General features: G+C 56.4%; 21 protein-coding genes. 11 read left to right on the forward strand and 10 right to left on the reverse strand.

Going from position 1 to position 23,300, the window contains the following annotated elements:
* The first annotated feature begins 106 nt into the window (after window positions 1–106).
* From pnp to Q1A07_RS08415, 3 genes are all read left to right on the forward strand, one after another.
* The gene (gene pnp, locus Q1A07_RS08405) at window positions 107–2,245 is read left to right on the forward strand and encodes a polyribonucleotide nucleotidyltransferase (RefSeq protein ID WP_299779733.1); all 2,139 of its coding nucleotides are present in this window, start codon (window positions 107–109) and stop codon (window positions 2,243–2,245) included.
* Window positions 2,246–2,392: 147 nt separating this feature from the next.
* A complete protein-coding gene (locus Q1A07_RS08410) occupies window positions 2,393–3,529 on the forward strand; it encodes an SGNH/GDSL hydrolase family protein (protein ID WP_299779735.1) in 1,137 nt (378 codons plus the stop codon).
* Window positions 3,530–3,626: 97 nt separating this feature from the next.
* Entirely contained in the window at window positions 3,627–4,085 is a 459-nt protein-coding gene (locus Q1A07_RS08415) for an Lrp/AsnC family transcriptional regulator (protein ID WP_299779737.1), read from the forward strand.
* A gap of 32 nt (window positions 4,086–4,117) precedes the next feature.
* Here Q1A07_RS08415 and Q1A07_RS08420 read toward each other — a convergent pair whose 3' ends face one another.
* Complete coding sequence (locus Q1A07_RS08420) at window positions 4,118–4,771, reverse strand: peroxiredoxin (RefSeq protein WP_299779739.1); 654 nt, start codon at window positions 4,769–4,771, stop codon at window positions 4,118–4,120.
* 161 nt (window positions 4,772–4,932) lie between these two features.
* On the opposite strand from Q1A07_RS08420, the gene Q1A07_RS08425 reads away from it, so the two are divergent.
* Window positions 4,933–6,360 (forward strand): aldehyde dehydrogenase family protein, encoded by a 1,428-nt coding sequence (locus tag Q1A07_RS08425; protein ID WP_299779741.1) that lies wholly within the window; start codon window positions 4,933–4,935, stop codon window positions 6,358–6,360.
* Between the two features lie 111 nt (window positions 6,361–6,471).
* Here Q1A07_RS08425 and Q1A07_RS08430 read toward each other — a convergent pair whose 3' ends face one another.
* The gene (locus Q1A07_RS08430; RefSeq protein ID WP_299779743.1) at window positions 6,472–7,062 is read right to left on the reverse strand and encodes a L,D-transpeptidase; all 591 of its coding nucleotides are present in this window, start codon (window positions 7,060–7,062) and stop codon (window positions 6,472–6,474) included.
* A 705-nt stretch (window positions 7,063–7,767) separates the two neighbouring features.
* Here Q1A07_RS08430 and Q1A07_RS08435 point away from each other — a divergent pair.
* Window positions 7,768–8,121 (forward strand): hypothetical protein, encoded by a 354-nt coding sequence (locus Q1A07_RS08435; RefSeq protein WP_299779745.1) that lies wholly within the window; start codon window positions 7,768–7,770, stop codon window positions 8,119–8,121.
* Between the two features lie 171 nt (window positions 8,122–8,292).
* On the opposite strand, the gene Q1A07_RS08440 is transcribed toward Q1A07_RS08435, so the two are convergent.
* The 3 genes from Q1A07_RS08440 to pncA are packed head-to-tail and all read right to left on the reverse strand — an operon-like array spanning window position 8,293 to window position 11,112.
* Window positions 8,293–9,207, reverse strand: a complete 915-nt coding sequence (locus tag Q1A07_RS08440; RefSeq protein WP_299779747.1) for an aminotransferase class IV — start codon at window positions 9,205–9,207, stop codon at window positions 8,293–8,295.
* Between the two features lie 11 nt (window positions 9,208–9,218).
* On the reverse strand, window positions 9,219–10,511 hold the full coding sequence (gene pncB / locus Q1A07_RS08445; protein ID WP_299779749.1) for a nicotinate phosphoribosyltransferase: 1,293 nt from the start codon (window positions 10,509–10,511) through the stop codon (window positions 9,219–9,221).
* Complete coding sequence (gene pncA, locus Q1A07_RS08450) at window positions 10,504–11,112, reverse strand: bifunctional nicotinamidase/pyrazinamidase (RefSeq protein WP_299781374.1); 609 nt, start codon at window positions 11,110–11,112, stop codon at window positions 10,504–10,506. Before pncA ends, pncB begins: the two co-directional genes overlap by 8 nt.
* 135 nt (window positions 11,113–11,247) lie before the next feature.
* Between pncA and Q1A07_RS08455 the strand changes: the two genes are divergently transcribed.
* The gene (locus Q1A07_RS08455) at window positions 11,248–12,144 is read left to right on the forward strand and encodes a rhodanese-related sulfurtransferase (RefSeq protein ID WP_299779751.1); all 897 of its coding nucleotides are present in this window, start codon (window positions 11,248–11,250) and stop codon (window positions 12,142–12,144) included.
* Here Q1A07_RS08455 and Q1A07_RS08460 read toward each other — a convergent pair.
* Window positions 12,141–13,358: an MFS transporter gene (locus Q1A07_RS08460; protein WP_299779753.1), complete on the reverse strand. Its 1,218-nt coding sequence runs from the start codon at window positions 13,356–13,358 to the stop codon at window positions 12,141–12,143. The two genes, Q1A07_RS08455 and Q1A07_RS08460, sit on opposite strands and share 4 nt — an antisense overlap.
* A 132-nt stretch (window positions 13,359–13,490) precedes the next feature.
* On the opposite strand from Q1A07_RS08460, the gene Q1A07_RS08465 reads away from it, so the two are divergent.
* From Q1A07_RS08465 to Q1A07_RS08485, 5 genes are all read left to right on the forward strand, one after another.
* Window positions 13,491–14,324, forward strand: a complete 834-nt coding sequence (locus tag Q1A07_RS08465) for a flagellar motor protein MotB (protein WP_299779755.1) — start codon at window positions 13,491–13,493, stop codon at window positions 14,322–14,324.
* Window positions 14,325–14,424: 100 nt separating this feature from the next.
* Complete coding sequence (locus Q1A07_RS08470) at window positions 14,425–15,756, forward strand: flagellar hook protein FlgE (protein ID WP_299779757.1); 1,332 nt, start codon at window positions 14,425–14,427, stop codon at window positions 15,754–15,756.
* A gap of 43 nt (window positions 15,757–15,799) precedes the next feature.
* The gene (flgK, locus tag Q1A07_RS08475) at window positions 15,800–17,245 is read left to right on the forward strand and encodes a flagellar hook-associated protein FlgK (RefSeq protein ID WP_299779759.1); all 1,446 of its coding nucleotides are present in this window, start codon (window positions 15,800–15,802) and stop codon (window positions 17,243–17,245) included.
* Window positions 17,246–17,247: 2 nt separating this feature from the next.
* A complete protein-coding gene (locus tag Q1A07_RS08480) occupies window positions 17,248–18,252 on the forward strand; it encodes a flagellin (protein WP_299779760.1) in 1,005 nt (334 codons plus the stop codon).
* Entirely contained in the window at window positions 18,249–19,352 is a 1,104-nt protein-coding gene (locus Q1A07_RS08485) for a flagellar basal body P-ring protein FlgI (RefSeq protein ID WP_299779761.1), read from the forward strand. Before Q1A07_RS08480 ends, Q1A07_RS08485 begins: the two co-directional genes overlap by 4 nt.
* Window positions 19,353–19,979: 627 nt before the next feature.
* Here the strand turns inward: Q1A07_RS08485 and fliP are convergent.
* The 4 genes from fliP to fliF are packed head-to-tail and all read right to left on the reverse strand — an operon-like array spanning window position 19,980 to window position 23,228.
* Window positions 19,980–20,714 carry a flagellar type III secretion system pore protein FliP gene (fliP, locus tag Q1A07_RS08490; RefSeq protein WP_299779762.1) on the reverse strand — a complete coding sequence of 245 codons (735 nt, stop codon included), beginning with the start codon at window positions 20,712–20,714 and terminating at the stop codon, window positions 19,980–19,982.
* A gap of 6 nt (window positions 20,715–20,720) precedes the next feature.
* Entirely contained in the window at window positions 20,721–21,014 is a 294-nt protein-coding gene (locus Q1A07_RS08495) for a FliM/FliN family flagellar motor C-terminal domain-containing protein (protein ID WP_299779763.1), read from the reverse strand.
* Complete coding sequence (locus Q1A07_RS08500; RefSeq protein ID WP_299779764.1) at window positions 21,007–21,606, reverse strand: ABC transporter ATP-binding protein; 600 nt, start codon at window positions 21,604–21,606, stop codon at window positions 21,007–21,009. The genes Q1A07_RS08495 and Q1A07_RS08500 overlap by 8 nt, the downstream gene beginning before the upstream one ends.
* Entirely contained in the window at window positions 21,606–23,228 is a 1,623-nt protein-coding gene (gene fliF, locus Q1A07_RS08505) for a flagellar basal-body MS-ring/collar protein FliF (protein ID WP_299781376.1), read from the reverse strand. The genes Q1A07_RS08500 and fliF overlap by 1 nt, the downstream gene beginning before the upstream one ends.
* Between the last annotated feature and the right edge of the window lie 72 nt (window positions 23,229–23,300).

Raw genomic sequence — 23,300 nt, forward strand, 5'->3', positions numbered from 1 at the left:
TCTGAAAGCCGGCGCCCGGACCTCAGCGCCGCCAAAAGAAGATACCGGGGTCAGGGGGAATACGCCCCCTATGCAAATGGCCAATGGGCCAACTTGAGGAACCTAGATGTTCAACGAAACGAAAAAGTCGATGCAGTGGGGCGAAGAGACGCTCACACTGGAAACCGGAAAAGTGGCCCGTCAAGCGGATGGGTCGGTGATTGCAACGCTGGGCGAAACCAGCGTCATGGCAAACGTCACCTTTGCCAAGAAACAAAAGCCAGGTCAGGATTTCTTTCCACTGACCGTGCACTATCAGGAAAAATACTACGCCGCCGGTAAGGTACCGGGTGGCTTTTTCAAGCGCGAAGCGCGCCCAACTGAAAAAGAAACGCTGACCGCGCGTCTGATCGACCGTCCGATCCGCCCGCTGTTTGTCCCCGGCTTCAAGAACGAAGTTCTGGTGATGTGCACCGTGCTTTCCCACGATCTGGTCAATGACCCCGATATGGTCGCGATGATCGCAGCCTCTGCGGCGCTGACGATTTCCGGCGCCCCCTTCATGGGCCCCATCGCCGGTGCCCGCGTTGGTTTTGAAGATGGCGAATACATCCTGAACCCGACCGTGGACGACATGCAGGACCTGCGTCTGAACCCCGAGCAGCGCCTGGACCTTGTCGTTGCCGGCACCAAAGACGCCGTGATGATGGTCGAATCCGAAGCCTACGAGCTAACCGAAGAGGAAATGCTCGGCGCGGTGAAATTCGCGCATGAGAACATCCAGCCGGTGCTCGATCTGATCATTTCACTGGCCGAGGAAGCTGCTAAAGAGCCCTTCGACTATCAGCCAGCGGATTATTCCGAGCTGTCTGCGGCAATCGCGGCGGCTGGTGAGGCCGACATGCGCGCGGCTTTCGCGATCTCCGACAAGCAGGAGCGCACCACAGCCGTGGCCGCCGCCCGCGAGAGGATCATGGAAGCGCTGACTGAAGAGCAGGCAGAGGACCCGAACCTCGGTTCCGCGATGAAAGGGCTTGAGGCCTCCATCCTGCGCGGTGACGTGGTGAAAACAGGCAAGCGGATCGACGGTCGGAAAACCGACGAAATCCGCGACATCGTCTGCGAAACCGGCCTTCTGCCCCGCACCCATGGGTCTGCGCTCTTCACTCGAGGTGAGACACAGGGTCTGGTCGTGACCACGCTGGGCACTGGCGACGATGAGCAGTTCATCGACGCGCTGCACGGCAACTTCAAATCCAACTTCCTGCTGCACTATAACTTCCCGCCCTATTCGGTCGGTGAAGCTGGTCGTGTGGGCCCTCCCGGACGCCGCGAAATCGGTCACGGCAAGCTGGCATGGCGCGCGCTGCAGGCGGTTCTGCCCGCAGCCACCGACTTCCCCTACACAGTGCGCGTGGTCTCCGAGATCACCGAATCCAACGGCTCGTCCTCCATGGCATCCGTCTGTGGCGGGTCGCTGTCGATGATGGACGCGGGCGTGCCGCTGAAATCGGCTGTGGCCGGTGTGGCCATGGGTCTGATCCTGGAAGACGACGGCTCATATGCGATCCTGTCCGACATTCTGGGGGATGAAGACCACCTCGGCGACATGGACTTCAAGGTCGCAGGCACCGAGAACGGCATCACATCGCTGCAGATGGACATCAAGGTCGCGGGCATCACGCCCGAGATCATGGAGAAAGCTCTGGCGCAGGCGAAAGATGGCCGGATGCACATTCTGGGTGAGATGAACAAGGCGCTGACCGGTGCTGCGGACTTCTCGATCCACGCACCGCGCATCGAGACCATGCAGATCCCCACCGACAAAATCCGCGAAGTGATCGGTTCCGGTGGCAAGGTCATCCGCGAAATCGTGGAGGTCTCCGGCGCAAAAGTGGACATCAACGACGAAGGCACCATCAAGATCGCCTCGCCCAACGGCGATTCTATCAAGAAAGCCTACGACATGATCCACTCCATCGTGGCCGAGCCCGAAGAAGGCATGGTCTACACCGGTACAGTCGTGAAAATCGTCGATTTCGGCGCTTTCGTGAATTTCTTTGGCAAGCGCGACGGTCTGGTGCACGTCTCCCAGATCGAAAACCGCCGCCTGAACCATCCTTCCGATGTTCTCAAAGAGGGTCAGGAAGTGAAGGTCAAGCTGCTGGGCTTCGATGATCGCGGCAAGGTGCGCCTGTCGATGAAGGTCGTCGATCAGGAGACCGGCGAAGAAGTCAAAAAAGAAGAAGCGCCTGCAGACGAATAATCTGCGCAGCACGTGAAAATCAGGGCCCCGGTGGAAACGCCGGGGCCTTTTTCGTGACGTAGCGTCTTTTCCGCTTGCCGCTGGGTCAGGCTAGATGCACGTAAAAAGGGTGTTAACCTTCTGGCGATCACGGCTTGGGAGGGCCTCATGAAAAACCAGATTCTGTCATTCGGGCTGGCCATTGGCTTGGCCACGGGTGCCCATTCGGGTACGCTCGACTTCACCAGCTACTACGCCTTTGGCGACAGCCTGTCCGACGACGGCAAGCTGGTCCAGCTCGCGCCGCCCAGCGTTGGCGGGCGCTTCTCCAACGGTCCCGTTTGGACTGAAATCATCGCCGACAGGTTCCGCGCCGCCCGGAAAGAAACTCAGAACTACGCGCTTGGCGGCGCCACCGCCGGCAACACAAACACCACCGACTACAGCGGCGGCGCCACCGTACCTCCCGCGCAGGTAGCAGCGCTCACCGCACTCTCGACCTTCCAAAACCAGGCTGCCACCTTCGCGGCCACTGTTGGAAACGCCGGGTCCAACCCTTTGGTGTCCGTGCTCTTCGGGGCCAACGATTTTTTTCAGCAATTGGGCACGCCGGAGTTCAACCCCGTCCGAACCGCCGGTGAGGTGATCGACGGCATCCGCGCCGTGGCGGCGACTGGTGCCCATTTCGACGATTTCCTCGTCTCCAACCTGCCGGATATCAGCCGCACACCGGCCTTCAATGCAGAGCTGGTCGTGGCGCAGGCGACCCTTGCCGCCCTTAAGCTCGACCCGGCGACCGACCCCGCGGACATCGCCGTGGCCGAGGCTACTGTGGCGAAACTCAACGGTCGCGCAGCGGCCATTCAAGGTGCATCGCTCCTCTTCAATGCGGAACTCGAGAACGGGCTTCAGAAACTGGAAACGGATGATGGGTTGACCATCACACGGGTCGACCAGTTTTCGTACTTCAATGACCTGATCGATCGTGCAGACACTTTGGGTATTGTCGATACGATTTTTCCCTGCACAACCAGCCTGCGCGTCCTGCAGGTCGCGGGAAATTGTTCGTTTGTCGGATTAGATGCTGATGGACAGCCTCTCTTTGACCCTACACGCGCCGATCAGGTGCTTTTTGCGGATGGTGTGCACCCAAACCGGATTGCGCAGTCTGAGTTTGCCAAGTTCGCGCTTTCCCGCATCGAAAGCCAGATACCGGCCCCTGTGCCGCTGCCCGCAGGTTTGCCCTTGATGCTTGCAGGACTTGGTGCCCTCGGTGTGATCGCAAGGCGCCGCCGCGCAGCGTGAGTTCCGCCCAGGCAAGAGAAAGCCCCGATGTTTCATCGGGGCTTTTTTTGTACGAGCCAACAGGTTACGAATGATCATCTCGGATCTGGGCGCGAACATGAAAATTTCTGGCACCGATGAGCATTTACTGAAAGAAATTCAGCGGGACGCAGCGCTTTCCTTGGCGCAGCTGTCGGAGCGGTGCGGCATGGCGCAAAGCACGGTCTGGCGGAGGATGCAGGAGTTCGAAGCCAACGGGCTGATCACGGCGCGGGTGGCTTTGCTGGATCCGGCCAAGCTTGGGTGCAAGCTCTGTGTGCTGGCCTCCATCACCCTGCGGGACCATGCAGAAAAGACGGTATCCGGCTTTGCAAGCCTGATCGAAGGTCACCCGGAAATCGTTGAATGCTATGCGACCTCAGGCACGGCCGACTACCAGCTGAAAATACGCGTCTCGGATGTGGAAGCTTACGAAACCTTCATGACCCACACATTACTGCGCAACACGATCGTCCGCGAAGTGCATTCCAGTTTCGTCCTGAAAGAGCTGAAATCCACCACTGAGCTGCCGATTTGAGGCGACACCCGGAGGCGCCGCCTCAAGGCTGACTATTCTGGCGCCTTTGTCGTGCGCAGATACGGAAGGATCTTGTTGAACTCGCCGAACTTGGCCTTGGCGTCCTCATCGGAAACCGTCGCCGGGATGATCACATCATCGCCCACGTTCCAATTTGCAGGTGTCGCCACCCCTTTGCCAATGGACATCTGCAAGCCGTCCAGCGCGCGCAGCACTTCAGCAAAATTCCGGCCCACGGTCATCGGGTAGGTCATGCTCAGCTTGAGCTGCTTGTCCGGCCCGATGATGAAGACCGAACGCACGGTGGCACTGTCGGCGGGGGTGCGGCCATCCGGCAAATAGGCTTCCGCAGGCAGCATGTCGAAGGCTTTTGAGACCTCTAACCCGTCATCCGCGATGATCGGAAACCCAGCCTTGGCGCCGCCGAAAGTTTCGATGTCGGTTTTCCACTTCTTGTGATCCTCGACGCCGTCCACCGACACGCCGATCACCTTGGTGCCCCGCTTTTCCCATTCTTCCGCCAATTGCGCCACGGCGCCAAATTCAGTGGTGCACACAGGTGTGAAATCCTTGGGGTGCGAGAACAGGATGGCCCAGCTGTCGCCGATCCAGTCGTGCAGTTGTATCGTGCCGTGGTCTGTTTCGACCGTTAAATTCGGCACAGTGTCGTTGATGCGCAAGCCCATAGTGTCCTCCGGTGCAATGCTGTGAGTGACTCGTGCCGTTAACCTAATACCTTCGCTCGCGTCTTTCATCCCCTCTCTTGCAGAGGGTCGCCCCCGGTGACAGAGTGCCGCAAAATCATCTGCGTCGCAGTGATCAGCAGCATAGAAACAGGAGAGAACCCATGTTGGAAAAACGTGATTTCTATATCAACGGCCAGTGGGTCGCCCCCGCCGAGGCGCATGATTTCGCCGTCATCGACCCGTCGACCGAAGAGCAATGCGCGGTAATCTCCCTGGGCGATCAGGCGGATACGGATGCGGCGGTTGCCGCAGCGCGCACGGCCTTTGACAGTTGGTCGCAGACCAGCAAGGAAGAGCGTACCGCGCTGATGCGGAAGCTGCTGGAGGTCTACAACGCGCGATCTGAAGAGATGGCGCAGGCCATGTCGATGGAAATGGGCGCGCCGATTGATCTCAGCCGGGCGCAGCAGGTCGGTGCGGGCAGCTGGCACCTTGAGGGTTTCCTGAAGGCTTTCGAGGACTTCAGCTTTGACCGGGATTTCACTGAAACGGAAAAGACCCTGCTCGAACCCATCGGCGTTTGTGCACTTATCACGCCGTGGAACTGGCCGATGAACCAGATCATTCTCAAGGCTGTGCCTGCAATGGCAACCGGGTGCACGATGGTCCTGAAGCCGTCGGAAATCGCGCCGCTCTCCGGACTGTTGTTCGCCGAGTTCGTGCACGAGGCGGGCTTCCCGGCGGGCGTTTTCAACATGGTCAACGGTGACGGCGCTGGCGTCGGCAGCCAACTCTCCGCGCATCCCGGCGTCGACATGGTCAGCTTTACCGGCTCCACCCGCGCAGGTATCGCCATTTCAAAGGCCGCTGCCGATACGCTCAAACGTGTGAGCTTGGAGTTGGGAGGCAAGGGCGCCAATATCATTTTTGAGGATGCCCATCCCAAGGCCGCCAAGCAGGGCGCCATCCGCTGTTTCCGCAACACCGGCCAGTCCTGTAACGCGCCCACGCGCATGCTGGTACACAAGTCGCGCTATGATGAAGCTGTTGAAATGGCAGCGGAAACCGCCAAGGCCACCCATGTGGGTCCTGCGTCAGAAGAAGGCCGCCACATCGGTCCGCTTGTCTCCAAAGCGCAATACGAAAAGGTGCAGGCGCTGATCGAGACCGGTATGGGTGAAGCACGCCTTGTCGCCGGAGGTCTGGGACGTCCTGACGGTCTGAACCGCGGCTACTACGCGAAACCCACGGTTTTTGCCGATGTCACCAACGAAATGACCATCGCGCGCGAGGAAATCTTTGGACCGGTTCTCTCGATCATTCCCTTCGAGAGCGAGGAGGAGGCAATCGCCATCGCCAATGACACACCCTATGGCCTCACCAACTACGTGCAAACGGAAGATGACGAGAAACGGCGACGCGTAGCACGGCGCCTACGGTCGGGCATGGTGGAAACCAACGGTCAGGGCTTTGCGCAGGGTTCGCCCTTTGGTGGGTACAAACAATCCGGCAATGGTCGCGAGGGCGGCATTTACGGGCTGGAGGAGTTCCTCGAGGTGAAAGCAGTGTCCGGCTGGGCGGCCGAATAGCTGTCATTCAGCATGTAGGCAAGCCTGATCCAAGGCCTGCCATACGATCCCGCTACCGCCCTGGGCAGCGGGATAGTAGTGTCGAAGCAAGTCACACAGTCGCGAAATTCGTCAGCTAAGATCGGCAGGATAGAGAACGACACGGCTGTTCATTGGCACGCGATCATAGAGATCGATCATCTGATCATTCACGAGCCGCGCGCAGCCGTTGGACACGCGTTGACCAATTGTCTTGGGGTCATTCGTGCCATGAACGCGCAGGAAGGTGTCGCCCACGCCCGGTTGGAACAGGTACAAACCACGTGAGCCCAGCGGGTTGTTGATCCCGCCCGCCATACCGTCGGCAAAGCGCGCATAGCTTTCAGGGTCACGCTCGATCATGTCAGGTGTGGGTGTCCAACTGGGCCATTCCTTCTTGGCCCCGATATAGAATTCGCCCGCCTCATAGAGTCCGGGGCGTCCAATACCAATCGAATAACGGATCGCCTTTTGGTCCGGCAGCGTCCAGTAGAGCGCAAATTGCGCCGGATCTACATGGATTTCAAAGGGCGCAAAGTCGTTCTTGATCCGCACCTCTCGCGGCAAGAATTCCTCCGGCATGTTGTAATCCGGCAGGCTGGCCGGAACGGACGCAAGCGCGCCACCGGCGCCGATGGTCACAACACTGGCGCCTGATGCCAAGATAAAATCACGACGTTTCATAACAATTTCCTCACTATACGTTCACCTACGCGTCAAAGCTGGCTGGTTTGAGTATATCGCAAAGCCTTACAAAAAGGTTCCCTCGAACAAGGCGCTAACAAAAGCGTTGCCGGATCAAGATAGACGCCCCGGGCATATGGTCAGGGAACAGGAACCTAAGGCCACAATTCTACCACAATCTACGGTCGAACTTGCATCAGCAGTCGATGGATGTTGCGTACAAGGCAGTAAACTGATTCGTATGTTCCCGGCTTTTTTCCACCGTCGCGTGAAGTTTTCAGTCGCGTCCGCATGAATTCGGTAACTATTTATAAAGCATATACTTTATTCAACTTCTACCGCTAGTTACCCCCTGGTTAACCATCGTTTGTGACCCTAATCTCGCCCGGAACGTAGGAGTGTTTCCCGGACAACGACGATTCAGACCGTGTGTTGAATTCGAGCAGAAATGTGGCATAACTTGGGCAAGACAGGTGCACCGCGTTTATCTCGGGCATCTTTCGCAATCGACATCTGGGTGGGGCAAGCTTGGGAGTTGGTTGAATGCCAAAATGGCTCGAACAGGCCCGTCTGGCCGTTCCTGCGACAGAATCGTCGGCAGTGCTGCACGACAGATTCGGCGATTCCTCCCGTCTTCCAGGTAGTTGTTAAAGAGAGGATAGCTTTATGACATTGGAACTCGCACGGTCAGGACGCGTGGCAGCGTTGACCCATCTGAATTCAGACCGCATTCTGGTCAAACCAGCACGCCACAAAGCAGACGTTGTGTTGCCGGAGGAAGGCACGGTGGCCGCCTATTTGATAGACGCACTGGGCCAGGGGTCTTCGGTCGACCAAATCGTCGCGGAAACCGGCTGGACGAAATCCATGGTGATTGTCAATCTGTACAAGGTTGCCAAGAAATCAGGCGTCGGCATTCGTCGGCGCAATGAAGTAATGCATCTTCTGGTACCTAAGGGTGCGGAAAACGTTTATCCGCGCAAACAAGCCGCCCGGTCCATCAATGACAGCAGAAATCACGTTGGCAAACCACTCACCGCTCCGTTCAGGATGCACTGAGGAGTCAAAGACATGGTGGGAAGGGGCTGGCACTGAGACGCAGGCGCGCAAGTCAATACGCACATCGACAGTGTCAGCACGGATGACGAAAAACTCTCGAATTGTAGTGCATAAATCGAACAATGGGCGACGATCTAAGACGGCTAGGGCGAACCATACGCAGAGGTGTGTCTATCCAGTCATCTGAGTGATCAGCCCTTTGTAGAGCTTCTGAATTTGCGCGGTCACAGGGCGCGCGCCGTCTCCTATTTGCCTGCCGTCAATACTGGCAACCGGCGTCTGCGCCCCGAATGTGCCGGTCAAAAATGCCTCATCCGCACCGTAGGCTTCATAAAGCGAGAAGTTCTTTTCGAAGACAGGAATGTCATTGGCACGGCAGAGGTCGATCACCTTTTGCCGGGTGACGCCGTTCATGCAGTAGTCCCCTGTCGACGTCCAAACCGCGCCCTTGCGGACGATGAAGAAATTGCAGGCGTTCGTCGTGTTCACGAACCCATGCGGGTCCAGCATCAACGCCTCGTCCGCGCCCGCCTCTTCGGCTTGCAGGCAGGCGATGACGCAGTTCAGCTTGGAATGGCTGTTGAGTTTCGGGTCCTGCGAGGTGGGCAGCCCCCTCACCTGCGGCACGGAGGCAAGGCGGATGCCCTTGGATTGCAGGCTGTCAACGGGCCTGGAGTGCTCCATGATGATCACGAAGGTGGGACCGCTGCGGCTGAGCGAGGGGTGTTGAAAGGGTTTCACCTTCACGCCGCGTGTCAACATCAGACGGCAATGCACATCCGTGACCATCCCGTTTGCCTCGGCCGTGCGCGTCAGCGCCTCAAGAATACCGGCACGGTCCGTGCCGACATCGAGCGACACCGCTTTGCAGGAGGCAAAGAACCGGTCCATGTGCTCGTCAAAAAACGCCCATGTCCCGTTGTAGAGCCGCATACCTTCCCACATCCCGTCCCCGAGGAGAAAGCCGCTGTCATAGACGGAAACCTTTGCCTCATCACGGTGCACAAGATCGCCGTTTATGAAAATCTTGATGTCCCGGTTGCGGGCATCTTCGGCAGCGTCATGGGTGGTGTGCGTATCAATCATTGCGTGCCCCGTCAGACGATAACATCCTGCGCGACCTGATCGCCGACGCCAAACACACGTTTGTAGCGGTCGAGCTCAGATGCCGGTCCCATGGCCTTGTTCGGGTTGTCGGAGAGCTTGACCGTAGGCGTCCCATTGGCTGCGACAGCCTTACAGACAAGCGAAAAGGGTGCCAGCCGGTCGTCCGGGACAAGGTGGCGAAAATCATTGGTCAGCAGCGTTCCCCAGCCGAAGGACACATTTGTACGGCCCGAAAACTGACCATGCAGCGAGCGGATTTTGTCTACATCCAGCCCATCGCTGAAAATGATCCGCTTGGCTGTCGGATCTTCCCCCCGCGCGCGCCACCAATCGATGGCGATCTCGGCCGCCTTGGCCGGGTCGCCACTGTCGATCCGGATACCTGTCCACCCGGCCAGCCAGTCAGGTGCCTTGTCCAGAAAACCCTTGGTGCCGAAGGTATCGGGCAGGATGATACGCAGATTGCCCTCGTGCTCCTCGTGCCAGTCGGAGAGCACGTCATAGGGAGACTGGGCAAGCTCTGCGTCTGATTCGGCCAGAGCCGCATAGACCATGGGCAACTCGTGCGCGTTGGTGCCAATCGCCTCCAGTTCGCGATTCATGGCGATCTTGCAATTGGATGTGCCCGTGAACGCGGACCCCAGCCCCTCCTGCATCGCCTGCACGCACCAGTCCTGCCAAAGGTAGCTGTGCCGCCGCCGAGTACCGAAATCAGCAATCGACAGGTCCGGGATGTCGCGCAGCGCCTCGATTTTTTCCCAGACGCGGGTCATGGCGCGGGCATAGAGCACTTGCAGCTCAAACTTGCCCATGCGGTTCAGCACCGCGCGCCCGCGCAGTTCCATCAGAACGGCGAGGGCCGGGATTTCCCACAGCATCACCTCGGGCCAGCTGCCTTCAAAGGTCAGCTCGTATTGGTCACCCTTGCGTTCGAGGTGATAGGGCGGCAGGCGCAGCTGCTCGAACCACTCCATGAAATCGGGGCGGAACATCTGGCGCTTGCCATAGAAGGTATTGCCGCGCAGCCAGGTGCTTTCCCCGCGCGACAGCGAGAGCGAGCGAATGTGGTCGAGCTGTTCGCGCAGCTCGCCCTCATCGATCAGGTCGGCCAGCGGTACATGTGTGGAGCGATTGATCAGGCTGAAGGTAACGCGGGTGCCCGGTTTGTTGCGAAACACCGACTGGCACATCAGCAACTTGTAGAAATCGGTGTCGATCAGCGACCGCACGATGGGGTCGATCTTCCACTTGTGGTTCCAGACCCGCCTTGCGATATCAACCATGGCCTGCCTCCAACACCACACCAGCGGCGCGCATGCCATCCTGCGCTGCGGCCAGCGACCCATCGAGATCGATTGCCCGGCAAAGGTCGGTGCGCACCGTGACGCCGAACCCCAGCTTCGCGGCATCCACAGCCGAGAAGTTCACGCAGAAGTCCAACGCCAGGCCCACCATCAGCAGGCTATCGATGCCGCGCGTGCGCAGGTAGCCTTCAAGGCCGGTGGGTGTGACGTGATCGTTCTCGAAAAAGGCGGAGTAACTGTCGATAGCCGGGTTGTAGCCCTTGCGTATGATCAGATCTGCCCGGTCCACATGCAGTTCGCGGTGGAACTGGGCGCCGAGGCTGCCCTGAATGCAGTGATCCGGCCAGAGCACCTGCGGGCCGTAAGGCATGTCGATCAAATCGTAGGGCGATTTTCCCACGTGTGACGAGGCAAAGGAGGAATGCCCCGCCGGATGCCAGTCTTGTGTGAGGATTACCGCTTCGGCGTCGGTCATCAACGCGTTGACCGGACCAACAATTGCGTCGCCCTCCGGCACCGCCAGCGCGCCCTCGGGACAGAAGTCCTTTTGCACATCAATCACGATCAGAGCATGGGCCATGCGCACCTCTCTACTTTTCATGCTGTGCGTAAGCGTCGGCGTTCGGGGCGTCAATGGCAAGTGCCCAGATGCGCTTGGTTGCGCAATCCTACTCTGCTCTTGCCTGCTCTGCGCACAGGGCCTATCTGGGCGGCCATGTATACCATCGCCGCTCTCTATCACTTCACCAGGTTTGAAGACCCTGCCATCCTCAAGCCGGACCTGCTCGCGCTTTGCATTGATCAGGACGTTCAGGGCACGCTGTTATTGGCCCAAGAGGGGGTCAACGGCACGATTGCAGGACCGCGCGCCGGGATCGACGCGGTGATCGCCCATCTGCGCACTCTGCCGGGTTGTGCCGATCTGGAATGGAAAGCGGCAGTCAGTGACCACGCGCCTTTCGGCAAGATGAAAGTGCGTCTGAAGCGCGAGATTGTCACCATGGGGCAGCCGGATGTCGATCCGCGTGCACGTGTCGGGCATTATGTCGATCCGCAGGACTGGAATGCTTTGATCTCGGAACCGGACGTTGCAGTCATCGATACGCGCAACGATTACGAGGTGGCCATCGGCACGTTTGAAGGAGCTGTCGATCCTCAGACAGAGAGTTTCGGTGATTTTCCTGCATGGTGGGAGGCGAACAAGCAGCGCTTTCACAACAAGAAGGTCGCGATGTTCTGCACCGGCGGCATCCGCTGCGAGAAATCGACCAACTACCTGTTGGGGCAGGGCGTCGAAGACGTCTATCACCTGAAAGGTGGCATCCTGAAGTACCTCGAAGAGGTGCCGGAAGAAGACACCAAGTGGAACGGTGCCTGCTTCGTGTTCGACAACCGAGTCAGCGTGGAGCACGGGTTGCGTGAGGGTCCACACATGCTGTGCCATGGCTGCAGGCGCCCCATTCTGCCGCAGGACAGGGATCGCCCGGAATATGAAGCCGGTGTGAGCTGTCACAACTGCGTGGATGAGACCTCCGAGGCAGACAAGGACCGGTTTCGCGAGCGGCAAAAGCAGATTGCACTGGCCAAAACGCGCAGGTCCTCTGCGCGCTAGGCGGGGACTGCCGTTGGCCGCCGTGGCCTGCTGCGCGACAGCAGCCAGAGCATGATCACGATGTTCAGACCGTTCCAGAGAATGCCGTTGATGAACGCCAGTTGATAGGAGCCGCTGACATCGTAAATCCAGCCGGACATCCATCCGCCCAACGCCATTCCGAGAATCGTCGCCATCATCACGAACCCCACCCGCGCACCTGCCTCGCGTGCGGGCATGTATTCCCGCACGATCAGGGCATAGCTGGGGACAATGCCGCCCTGGCTGAGCCCGAATATCAGGCTGACCAAGTAGAGCGACACCAATCCGCCGGACGGCAGGTACAAAAATAATGCCAGACATTGCAGGGCCGACCCGATCAGCAGCGTTTTGACTCCCCCCAGACGGTCAGCGATCAGACCGGATACGATGCGCGATCCGACCCCGCCCAACAGCATCAGGGCCAGCATCTCGGCACCGACGGCCGGGCCATACCCAAGATCGACGCAATAAGAAACGATATGCACCTGCGGCATCGACATGGCCACGCAGCAACCGATGCCTGCCAATCCAAGCAGGTATTGCAGGGCGCGCGGCGACAACCCGGCGGAGCTGGAATTCTGCAGTGATTTTGCCTGTGCTGCCACCTGCGCCTCCTGTGGCAGGCGGCGGCGCAGTGCCATCGACAGGGGGATAACGCCTGCCAGCGTGACCACTGCCATGAACAGGTACACGCTGCGCCAGCCGGTTTCCTCCAGCATACCTGCCAGAACCATCGGCCAGATTGCCCCGGACAGGTAGTTACCACTGGCGACAAGAGCGACCGCAATACCACGACGACGCACGAACCAATGGGAGATGTCTGCGATCAGTGGGCCAAAACCGACGGCAGAGGCAAAGCCGACAAGCAGTTGCACCAGCGACAGCATCACGATCGACTGGCTCAGCGTTGCAAGGCCAAATCCCGCAGCGATACCAATGGCGGCCGCCACCAGCGACGCCGTCACCCCGAACCGGTCAACCGCCTTGCCTATGGCAAAGTTTCCAACAGCAAAACCGATCATTGTCAGTGTGTAGGGCATGGAAGCTTCCGCCCGGCCCGCAGCGAATTCCGCCTCGACCGCTGGCATGATCACGATGATCGCCCACATCCCCACATTGGCGATCATGGCAATCGCAAGGGTCAGCAAAAGCCTGACCCATGAATAAGTGCTGTCTGTGACGGAGTCGGACATCGTGGTCTCCCTGATCGACATCTGGCAGCGCTCCCGTCCTGGTGACAAGGCAGAAAATCAGGTTCGCATTAAGGAGGTGGAAACACCTTTTGCGCTATCCCTGCTGTCGGGTGAATATGAGAGTGGTGAGATATGGCTGCGCAGAGCAATCTGGCACCAGTCATCATCAAACGGAAGAAGATTATCGCCGGCGGCCACCATGGTGGCGCCTGGAAGGTCGCTTATGCGGACTTCGTCACGGCGATGATGGCTTTTTTCATGATGATGTGGCTGTTGAATGCGACGACAGAACAACAACGGCAGGGGTTGGCGGATTACTTCTCGCCGACCATTCCGATCAATCGCGTTTCCGGTGGCGGGGACGGATCCTTTGGCGGTGAGAGCATTTTCTCGGAGGAAACCCTGCCGCAGAACGGTCTGGGTGCGACCACCCATTATGCGGCCCAGCAACAGCAGTCTCGCGGCGAATCCGGCACCAGCGATGAAGGCGGTGCGCGCGACATGACCGACGAAGAGTTGGAGAAAGTCGTTGAAGAACTGACTGCGCGAGGCGGGGAAAGCACCGTGATGGAGAACGCGCTCAAGCACATCGTGACACGCATCACGGACGAAGGCCTGGTCATTGAACTCTTTGCGCTCGACGGATTGCCCTTGTTTGTTGAAGGCACAGATCGCCCCACACCGCTCATGGAAACGCTTGTCGAAATGGTGGCCAGCATCGGTCAAAGTGTTACAAATGATGTGGCGATTGGTGGCCACGTACGTGCTGGTCCGATTGTTCTGGCGGACAACCCGGTGTGGGATAACTCCGCCGCCCGTGCCACGCGAACACGTCTGATGTTGCAGCAAAATGGTCTGTCAGCAGAGCGAATGCAGCGCGTAACCGGCCATGCTGACAGAGAGCCGGTGCATCGCAATCCGATGGCCACGCGCAATGACAGGGTGGAAATTGTACTCCTGCGGTAAATTGTGGCCTAAATAGGGCGCATTTTATCTGTTAGCGCGGTGTTAAGTCGGGGTGTCTATCTGAGTGGTCAATGGATGATCACATCAGAAAGGCGTGCCCATGACAATTTCTTCATCGCTCAACGCAGGTGTTGCAGGGTTGAGAACCAATGCGCAAAGGTTAGCGTCCATCTCGGACAATATCTCGAACGCATCCACCTTTGGCTACAAGCGCGTGCAAACGGATTTCGAATCCATGGTTCTGTCCTCTGGTGGCGGCTCCTATGCAGCGGGCGGTGTGCGCGCCAATACCCAACGACTCATCGGTGAAAACGGCACCCTTTTAGGTACCTCCAACCCGACAGATCTCGCAGTTCGCGGTGGCGGGATGCTACCCGTTGCCCAAGCTGCCCAGGTGCAGACAGCAGGCACTGACGCACCGATGTTTCTGGCAACCACGGGATCTTTCAGAACTGACGCAGAGGGCTACCTGACCTCCCAGTCCGGCCTTGTTCTGATGGGTTGGCCGGCAGCTGCCGATGGATCGATACCGGCTTACCCGCGCGATACTGCTGACGGGCTTGAACCCATTCGCATCAACACCGGCCAGTTGGCGGGAAATCCAACACTTAACATGAGCCTGGGCATCAACCTACCGGCGACCGAAACCGAATTCGGCGCACCCGCGCTCACCGAACAACTGTCAGTCGAATACTTCGACAACCTGGGCACGTCGCAAAGCATTGGCATCTCGTTTGAGCCAACGCCACCAGCGGCAGCAGGCGACCCGGCCACCAATGAGTGGACAATGGTCATGACGGATTCCGCACAAGGCGGAGATGAGATTGGTCGCTACACCATGACCTTTACGGACGCACGTACTGGCGGTGGGACACTGGCAACGGTAACACCGATCGCTACAGTGACACCAGCAGGTCCGAGCCCGGTGTACGATCCGGCGACGGGCCTGATCAGCGTAAACGTAGCTGCTGGTCCAATTTCAGTTGATATCGGCGCTATTGGCGACACTGAGGGGCTTTCTCAGCTGTCGTATAACTTTGCGCCGATTTCTGTGACCAAGGACGGTTCGGCAATCGGGAACTTCATCGGTCTGGACGTTGACGCAAACGGATTTGTACGCGCCAATTTCGACACAGGTGAAATTCGCGTCGTGTATCAAGTCCCCCTGATCAATGTTCCAAACCCCAACGGGCTGCAGGCTTTTGACAATCAAACCTATTTGCCTTCCCGTGAAAGTGGCTCCTTCTTCCTGTGGGATTCAGGTGACGGTCCAACAGGCGATATCGTGTCTTTTGCACGCGAAGAATCGAAGACGGACGTGGCGGGCGAGCTGACCGATATGATCAAGACGCAGCGCGCCTATTCGTCGAGCGCCAAAGTGATCCAGACGGTTGACGAAATGTTGCAGGAAACAACCAACATCAAGCGGTAAACCTGACCTGGTTTGGTGAATAGAACAAGAGAGAGGGCCTGATATGACAATCTCGTCTGCGTTAACAAATGCCATGACCGGATTGCGCGCCGCGGGGCGCAATTCGCAAACGATCTCGGCAAACATCGCCAATGCAATGACGCCGGGCTACGGGGTTCGCTCCGTAGACCTGACATCTTCGCAGCTGGGCGGCGTACGGATCGATGGCATAACACGCAACGTGAATCCGGCCCTCTTGGTGGACCGCGGGCTCGCAGAGGCAGCGTTCAACAATGCCAGCGACCGAACGCAATTCCTGAAAAGTTACGAGGATTTTCTTGGCATTCCGGACGATCCTAATTCACTTTCCGCGCGCATTGCCCAGTTCGAAAGCAGCCTTGTAACCGCGACAAGTCGACCGGATGCACCGGAGCGACTCGATGCATCCGTCAATGCCGCCCGCGACCTCGCAACCCTCATTTCGTCCGCTTCGCGCGACATTCAGGAAGCACGCAGTGACGCGGATCGCAGCATCGACTTCCAAGTAAAGAAACTCAATTCCTCCTTGAACAGTGTCCAGGAGTTAAATCGTCAGATTACAAAAACAGCGGCCCTTGGTGGCGACACCTCCGCACTTCAGGACAATCGTCAGGCGTTGGTTGATGAGATCAGCGCAATGGTGCCAGTGCGACAAGTCCCAAGAGAGAACGGGCAAATCGCACTCTATTCCACTGGGGGGGCCATCCTACTTGACGGCGGAGTCGCTGAGATTGAATTTAGCGCCGTCAACCAAGTTACACCTTACATGACGCTTGGCGGCGGCATGTTGTCCGGCCTGACCGTAAATGGATATCCGGTACAAACGGATAGTGCGCGCGGTGCCTTGGGCGGCGGCTCCTTGGGCGCTCAATTCGAAATCAGGGACGAGCTTGGCGTCGAAGCCCAGACTCAACTGGATGCTTTGACCCGAGATCTTATAGAACGGTTCCAGGATCCAGCTGTCGATCCCACATTGGCAGTTGGAGATGCAGGGATTTTCACGGACTCTGGCATCGCATTTGATCCTGTGAATGAAGTCGGAATTTCAGAACGCCTGTCTATCAACGCTGCAATTGACGATCGACAAGGCGGCGAATCCTGGCGACTGCGCGATGGGATAAATGCTGCGGTACAGGGCGACGTCGGCGACTCCCGTCTGCTGCAAGCTTTGTCCGAAACACTGACTGCCCGACGTGTTCCTGCCTCTGGTGACTTCGGCAGCGGCGCGTTTTCTGCAATCAATCTCGCGTCGACACTGACATCTCAACTGGGGGCCGACAGAGCACAGGCCGAACAGACCCAAACCTTTACTTCGACCCAATTTAACGAGTTGACGCAACTGGTTCTCGCGGAGGGGGTTGATACGGATCAGGAACTGCAAAAGCTGCTTTTGGTCGAACAGACCTACGCCGCGAACGCGCGTATGATCGAAGCGGCAGATGAAATGATGCAAACAATTCTGAGGCTATAAAGATGAAATCGACTTCATTGGGTGATTTGGCGCAATCCTTCATGCTTCAGCGCCGCAGCGTCGAACTCCGGCAGGAGATAACACGCCTGACAGACGAAATGTCCAGCGGGAAGGTAGCAGATATCAGGCAGGTTTTATCCGGCAATCACAACTACTTGACCGGTTTGGAAAGATCACTGGAAGTGCTGGACGGCTACTCCGTGGCAAACACGGAGGCCACGTACTTCACCGGCGCAATGCAGTCCGCACTTGAGCGGGTTCAGGACTCTGGCAGCGACCTCGGAATAGATCTTCTTCTGGCGAGCGGAGGTCCGATCGGTGCTACCTCTGGAAATCCATCGGAGAACGCGCGCGCGCAATTGCAGGGCATGATCAACTCACTGAATGGCGATATCGCAGGACGAAGCCTATTTGCAGGAACGGCGACTGACAGCACGCCGCTGCCGGATGCTGACGCCTTGATTGCACAGGTTCGTGCGGTCGTTGCGGGGCAAACCACACCAGAAGACATCATTGCTGCTGCAGAGACCTGGTTTGCAGACCCGGCTGGATTCGATGCAACCGCGTACTCAGGATCGAACACAGCTTTGGCCCCTTTCGTTTTGTCAGATACCGAGCGCGTGACGCTTGATGTTCGTGCGAATGAAGACGCCATCAAAAATGTTTTAATGCACACGACGATCTCTGCCCTCGCTGATGACCCTTTACTTGCTCTAGACGTTCCAGAGCAATCAGAGTTGTTCGGGCTGACCGGCATTGGCTTACAGTCCAATCAGGATGAATTGACCAGCCTGAGATCACGTATTGGCTTCACAGAAGAGCGCATCGCGATGATTTCTGCAAGGAATCAAGCCGAAGAGACGAGTATGGAATTCGCACGCAACGCCTTACTTGCCGCCGATCCGTTTGAAACGGCGACCGAGTTGGAAAGCGTGCAGTTTCATTTACAAAGCCTCTATTCGATCACTGTCCGCAGCTCACAGCTTTCCTTGGTGAATTTCCTATGAGAATTATATTTGCAGTATTGATCGCTCTAGTCGCCGTTTTCCAGACGGCACATGCTGGTCCGGTTCGCATCAAAGACTTGGTTGAATTTGACGGTGTGCGCGGTAATGACCTTGTTGGGTATGGTTTGGTCGTTGGCCTGAATGGCACTGGTGACGGTTTGCGAAATGCTCCTTTCACCGAGGAGATCATGTCCAATATTCTGGAACGTCTTGGTGTGAACGTGGCTGGTGAACAGTTTCGACCTCAGAACGTTGCAGCTGTGTTGGTAACCGCAGCACTACCTCCATTTGCGCGGGGTGGAAGCCAAATCGACGTAACAGTATCCGCAATTGGGGACGCAGACAGTTTGCTAGGAGGTACACTCATAATGACCCCGCTGAATGCGGCCGATGGCCAGATTTACGCTGTCGCACAAGGGACAATAATCGCTGGAGGTGCTGTCGCCGAAGGCGATGGAGCCACTGTTACACAAGGCGTTCCTACAGCGGGTGTGATCCCCTCGGGCGCCCGGGTGGAAAGGGAAATCGAGTTTGATCTCTCAACCCTCACCAACCTTCGGCTCGCACTGAGAGACGCAGATTTCACTACCGCCGCACGCATAGAACAGGCAATTAACTCAGACTTTGGCAGACCTGTAGCTTTCATGTTGGACTCGGGCACAGTCAGTCTTGATATTCCACAAACTCAAATGGCTTCGGTCGCTCATGCATTGAGTCGTGTCGAAAACATTTCAGTGCAACCGGAGCGCAAGGCACGTGTGGTAGTTGATCAACGGTCAGGGACAATCGTGATGGGTGAAGACGTGCGGATTTCGCGTGTTGCCGTTTCGCAGGGAAATTTGACCCTGCGTATCGAAGAGGCACCAATTGCAATCCAACCGAACCCATTTGCTGATGGTGAAACAGTAATCGTTCCAAGAACAAACGCCGAAATTGACGAAGAGCCAGGTATTGGCCTTGCAGAAATTCCGAGCGGAACGTCCCTATCGGAAGTAATTGCAGGCTTAAATGCGTTGGGAATTGCTCCAAGAGATATGATCGACATCTTGAAGAGTATCAAGGCTGCCGGCGCACTGCACGCAGAGTTCATTGTACGATAACAAGACGCTTTGAAGCACCCAGAGGCGACTCGTATACGCGGAAAAAAGACTGCAATCTACGTCAAAAATCCTGTTCCAAAATCAAAATTTTTATTCAGTGAAGAGTCATAAGACTGTGAATACAACTAGCCACTCATAGGTAGGTACAGACCGTTACAGATAGCTCGCTAGGATCTGGTTCACTACGAACAATGGCCAATAAAACTCTGAAAGACTAAAGGTAGTCGACGCTACCAGCATAGCAGTTTAACACGAATACTGCTCTCAGCTTCCGGAAATTAAATTGCCCAAGACTCGAAAGTCGGTCAATTCTCGTCTAAGGGTGTTGCAAAGTGAACCAGCGCAAATCGGGCTGTCAATATGGAAATCTGATCAATCTCGAAACATGCGAAAGAATCCCACATAGGCAGCACTCAAGCCTTGCCTCACTTTGTTATCTTCAAAATATATGAAGTAATACCATACCTGTGGCAATACCTGTATCATTCCGCACTACGCTCATTCCTACCAACAAAATCGATATCGAGCGATTAAAACTGAACTCGATTTTAGCGTAAACACTTTGCGCTAGTTAGTTTCAAACTAATACAGTCAAAGAAGTATGCAAGGCATGGCAAATCGCTATGTTTAGAAATAACTACGAACCAAGCTCCCAGCGATCAGGCTCCATCCGTCCGCGATGACGAAGAATGCCAATTTGAAAGGAAGGGAAACGATAACTGGCGGCACCATCATCATACCCATGGACATCAGTACCGCCGCCACAACGAGATCAATTATCAAAAATGGAAGAAAAATCAGAAATCCAATTTGGAATGCACGTGAAATTTCCGACAGTAAAAAACTTGGAACCAATACCGATAATGGTGCTTCCGGAGTTGGCGTTGCATCTATTGTATCCGGTCTCAGCTCCGCCATTGCGTAAAACGTATCAGGGTCCAGACGACCAGCCATAAATATCCGAAATGGTTCAAGCGTACGCACAAACGCTGTTTCGATATCAATCAGTTCTTCGGTCAGCGGAGCAATTCCATTTGTCCAGGCTTGAGTGAAAACAGGCTCCATTATGAAATAAGTCAAAAAGAGGGCCAAACTCACTATCAACATATTCGGTGGAGATTGCTGCAATCCGATGGCTTGTCGCAAGATGGACAGAACGGTCACTAGAAAAGGGAAGCAAGTAACCATTATTGCAATGCCTGGCGCCAAACTCAGAACTGTAATAAGGGCAAAAAGCTGAATGGTACGTGCGCTGATTGAGCCGTCATCGCCCAACGAAATCGACAAGTCCTGTGCGCTCACCTGTTCTGGCAGCAGAGCGATAAAAATGAGTGATGGAAGCAGAAAAAGACATTGACGCATAAAGAACTAGTGACCTGACTGCAAGTCAACCACTTCGGTTAACCTTACAACAAGCTGCCCATTCTGATCGCCTTCCTTCTCTTCCAGCATGCCGCGCGCGATTAGCCGATCACCGACGTACAGTTCAACGGGATCATCCACGGATTTGTCCAGCGGCAGCACCGCATTCTCTCCAAGTGCCACTAACTCCCGAATTAATGGACGCGCTTTGCCGACACACACCGTCACTTCAATCGGAACTGACGTAAAGGGATTAGTTGCTTCACTAGTTGCGCCACGCGCTGCGGGGGCTTCATCCATTTTCTTTCTCCTGCTCAGCTTCATGGAAAAACGCAGCCATGGCGTCGCTCACGCCCGCGAGTACAGAGTCCAGATCAATACTGTGCTCAACGGATCCAATACGCACATATGCTTGTCCGTCGCCGAGCGATTGCTCAGTCACAATCTCGAACGGATCGCTGAGCTTGCCGTCAGCAAGCTCTTGGATCCTTTCTACCTGGGAAGGCGCAACCACAATTTCGATAGGCTGATTTGGTTGCTCACTGATCATCTCGGTCAATTGTGTCACTACGTGTGCACCCAATGCCTCATGCATCACACCTGGCAGGAGCTTGTCCACGATTTCAGTCAATACTGGCTCCATCGACACAGTGAGCTTGGAAAGAGCTTCATGATACGTGAATGACATATCTTGCAGGTTTTGACCGAACTCAGCACTAATTTTTGCCACCGAATCCGCCTGCGCCTTAACAGCGTCATCCCATCCAGCCTGGTATCCTTTTTCAAAAGACTGCAATTGTTGATCTTCAGTAAGCTCGGCGCGTGTACCTTCTTGCGGTTCATCGCTTACTTTTGGGCCGCCGAAGTTGCGGTACCTATGTGACAGAGACATCAGGCACTCTCCTCTTTATCTTCAAGCCAACTCCTCAGGATCTCGACTGTTTCTTCTTGTCTTTCACCAATCATGGCTCTGAGCCGGTCAACAGGATCTTCAGACATATTTCCGCCTAACTGGAGATCAGGAAGTTCGCCTGGCTGACCCCCGTCAAAGCCAGAGATGATCGGCAACTCAGGCAGCTCGAAATCGTCAGATGCGAGCTCTCCTGTCAAACCGGGCTCATCGATACTCTGATTCTCGCCTGGAGGTAGCGCCGGCACGTCCTGCTCCAATGGCAGCGCGGGTTTGCTAAGCAGTGGTCGTACAACGAATAGTCCTAGAATGAGTGTGACCAATGCAAGAACGGCCATCTGGATTGCGGACATCAAATCAAGATTGACACCATCCATCAGAGACGTGCCTGCAGTGGTTCCTTGTGGTGCCACGCTTTGCAGTGCCATTGACTTGATCGTGATAATATCGCCGCGGGCCTCGTCAAAGCCGACTGCCGAGGCGACCAAATCTCTCAGAGCATCCAACTCTTCTGCTTCTCTTGGCGCAAAGGTCTGAGCCCCATCCTCAGCCACGATCGCTGCTTCATTGACGAGAACAGCGACAGTGAGGCGTTTAATCGCGCCCGGTGCTCGAACGATCTCTCGCTCGGTTTCAGATACCTCGTAGTTAACGCGCTCTCGGGATTCGCTGTTTTGTGAAGATGAGTTTTCGCCGTTTCCACCTTCTTCATCCGGCAGATTCGATGCAACGGTTACATTACCACCACCGGCTTCGTTCGATGTATTACTACGCTCTTCGGTGTCCGTACTGATTGCAACGCGGCTTTCTGGATCGAAAATTCGTTCACGAATGGCTTCGCTTTCGGTGACGGTATCAACGCTCACTTCGACAACCGCGTTCCCGAATCCCACACGTGCTTCCAGCAATCGCTGCACTCTATCGCGCAAAAGCTGGGCTTTGTCGTCCGCACCGGCGGGCGTAACCTCATCAGTTGTGCCAATCAAAGAGCCATTCGCATCAATGACCGCAACGTCTTCCGAGGCAAGCCCAGCAACCGCCGACGACACAAGAAACCGAACCGCCTTGGCCTGTTGCGGCGTTATTGCTGCTCCGTTTGGCGTGACTGAAACAGATGCTTTTGGTGTGACACCCCGCTGAAACGGGTTTGACCCTGTGCTCGCAATATGAACCCGCGCTAACGCAATATGAGGGCTGGAAACAATCGTACGTGCGAGTTCGCCTTCTTTTGCACGCCAGTACGCCGCGTCGAACATCTGCGATGTGGTACCAAAGCCGGATAAAGTATCCAGAAGCTCATAACCACGGCTGGAATTTGCTGGCAATCCTTCGCTCGCTAGAGTCATGCGCAACTGATCCCGGTCTTTCGAGGAGACAAAAATTGATCCTCCGCGGACTTCGAAGGCCGCGCCGCGCTGCTCCAGCGCGCGCACGACGTCACCGGCGGCACCGTTTTCCAAGCCCGCATATAGCAACGTCATTGTTGGGGCTGATGCCATTCTGGACATCGCGATAATCGCGAAAAACATGGCCCCAGTTGCGACAATCACGATGATCTGACGGCGTAAATCCAACCCCGTCCACGCATTTAGTAGTTGCTGCACAATCGCCTCCGTCAAGCCGAACGTTCTGTTCAGCGATGACAACAGCAATGAACGATCTGGCTTAACAATCGG

The sequence above is a fragment of the uncultured Roseobacter sp. genome (assembly GCF_947492555.1).
GTDB lineage: Bacteria > Pseudomonadota > Alphaproteobacteria > Rhodobacterales > Rhodobacteraceae > Roseobacter.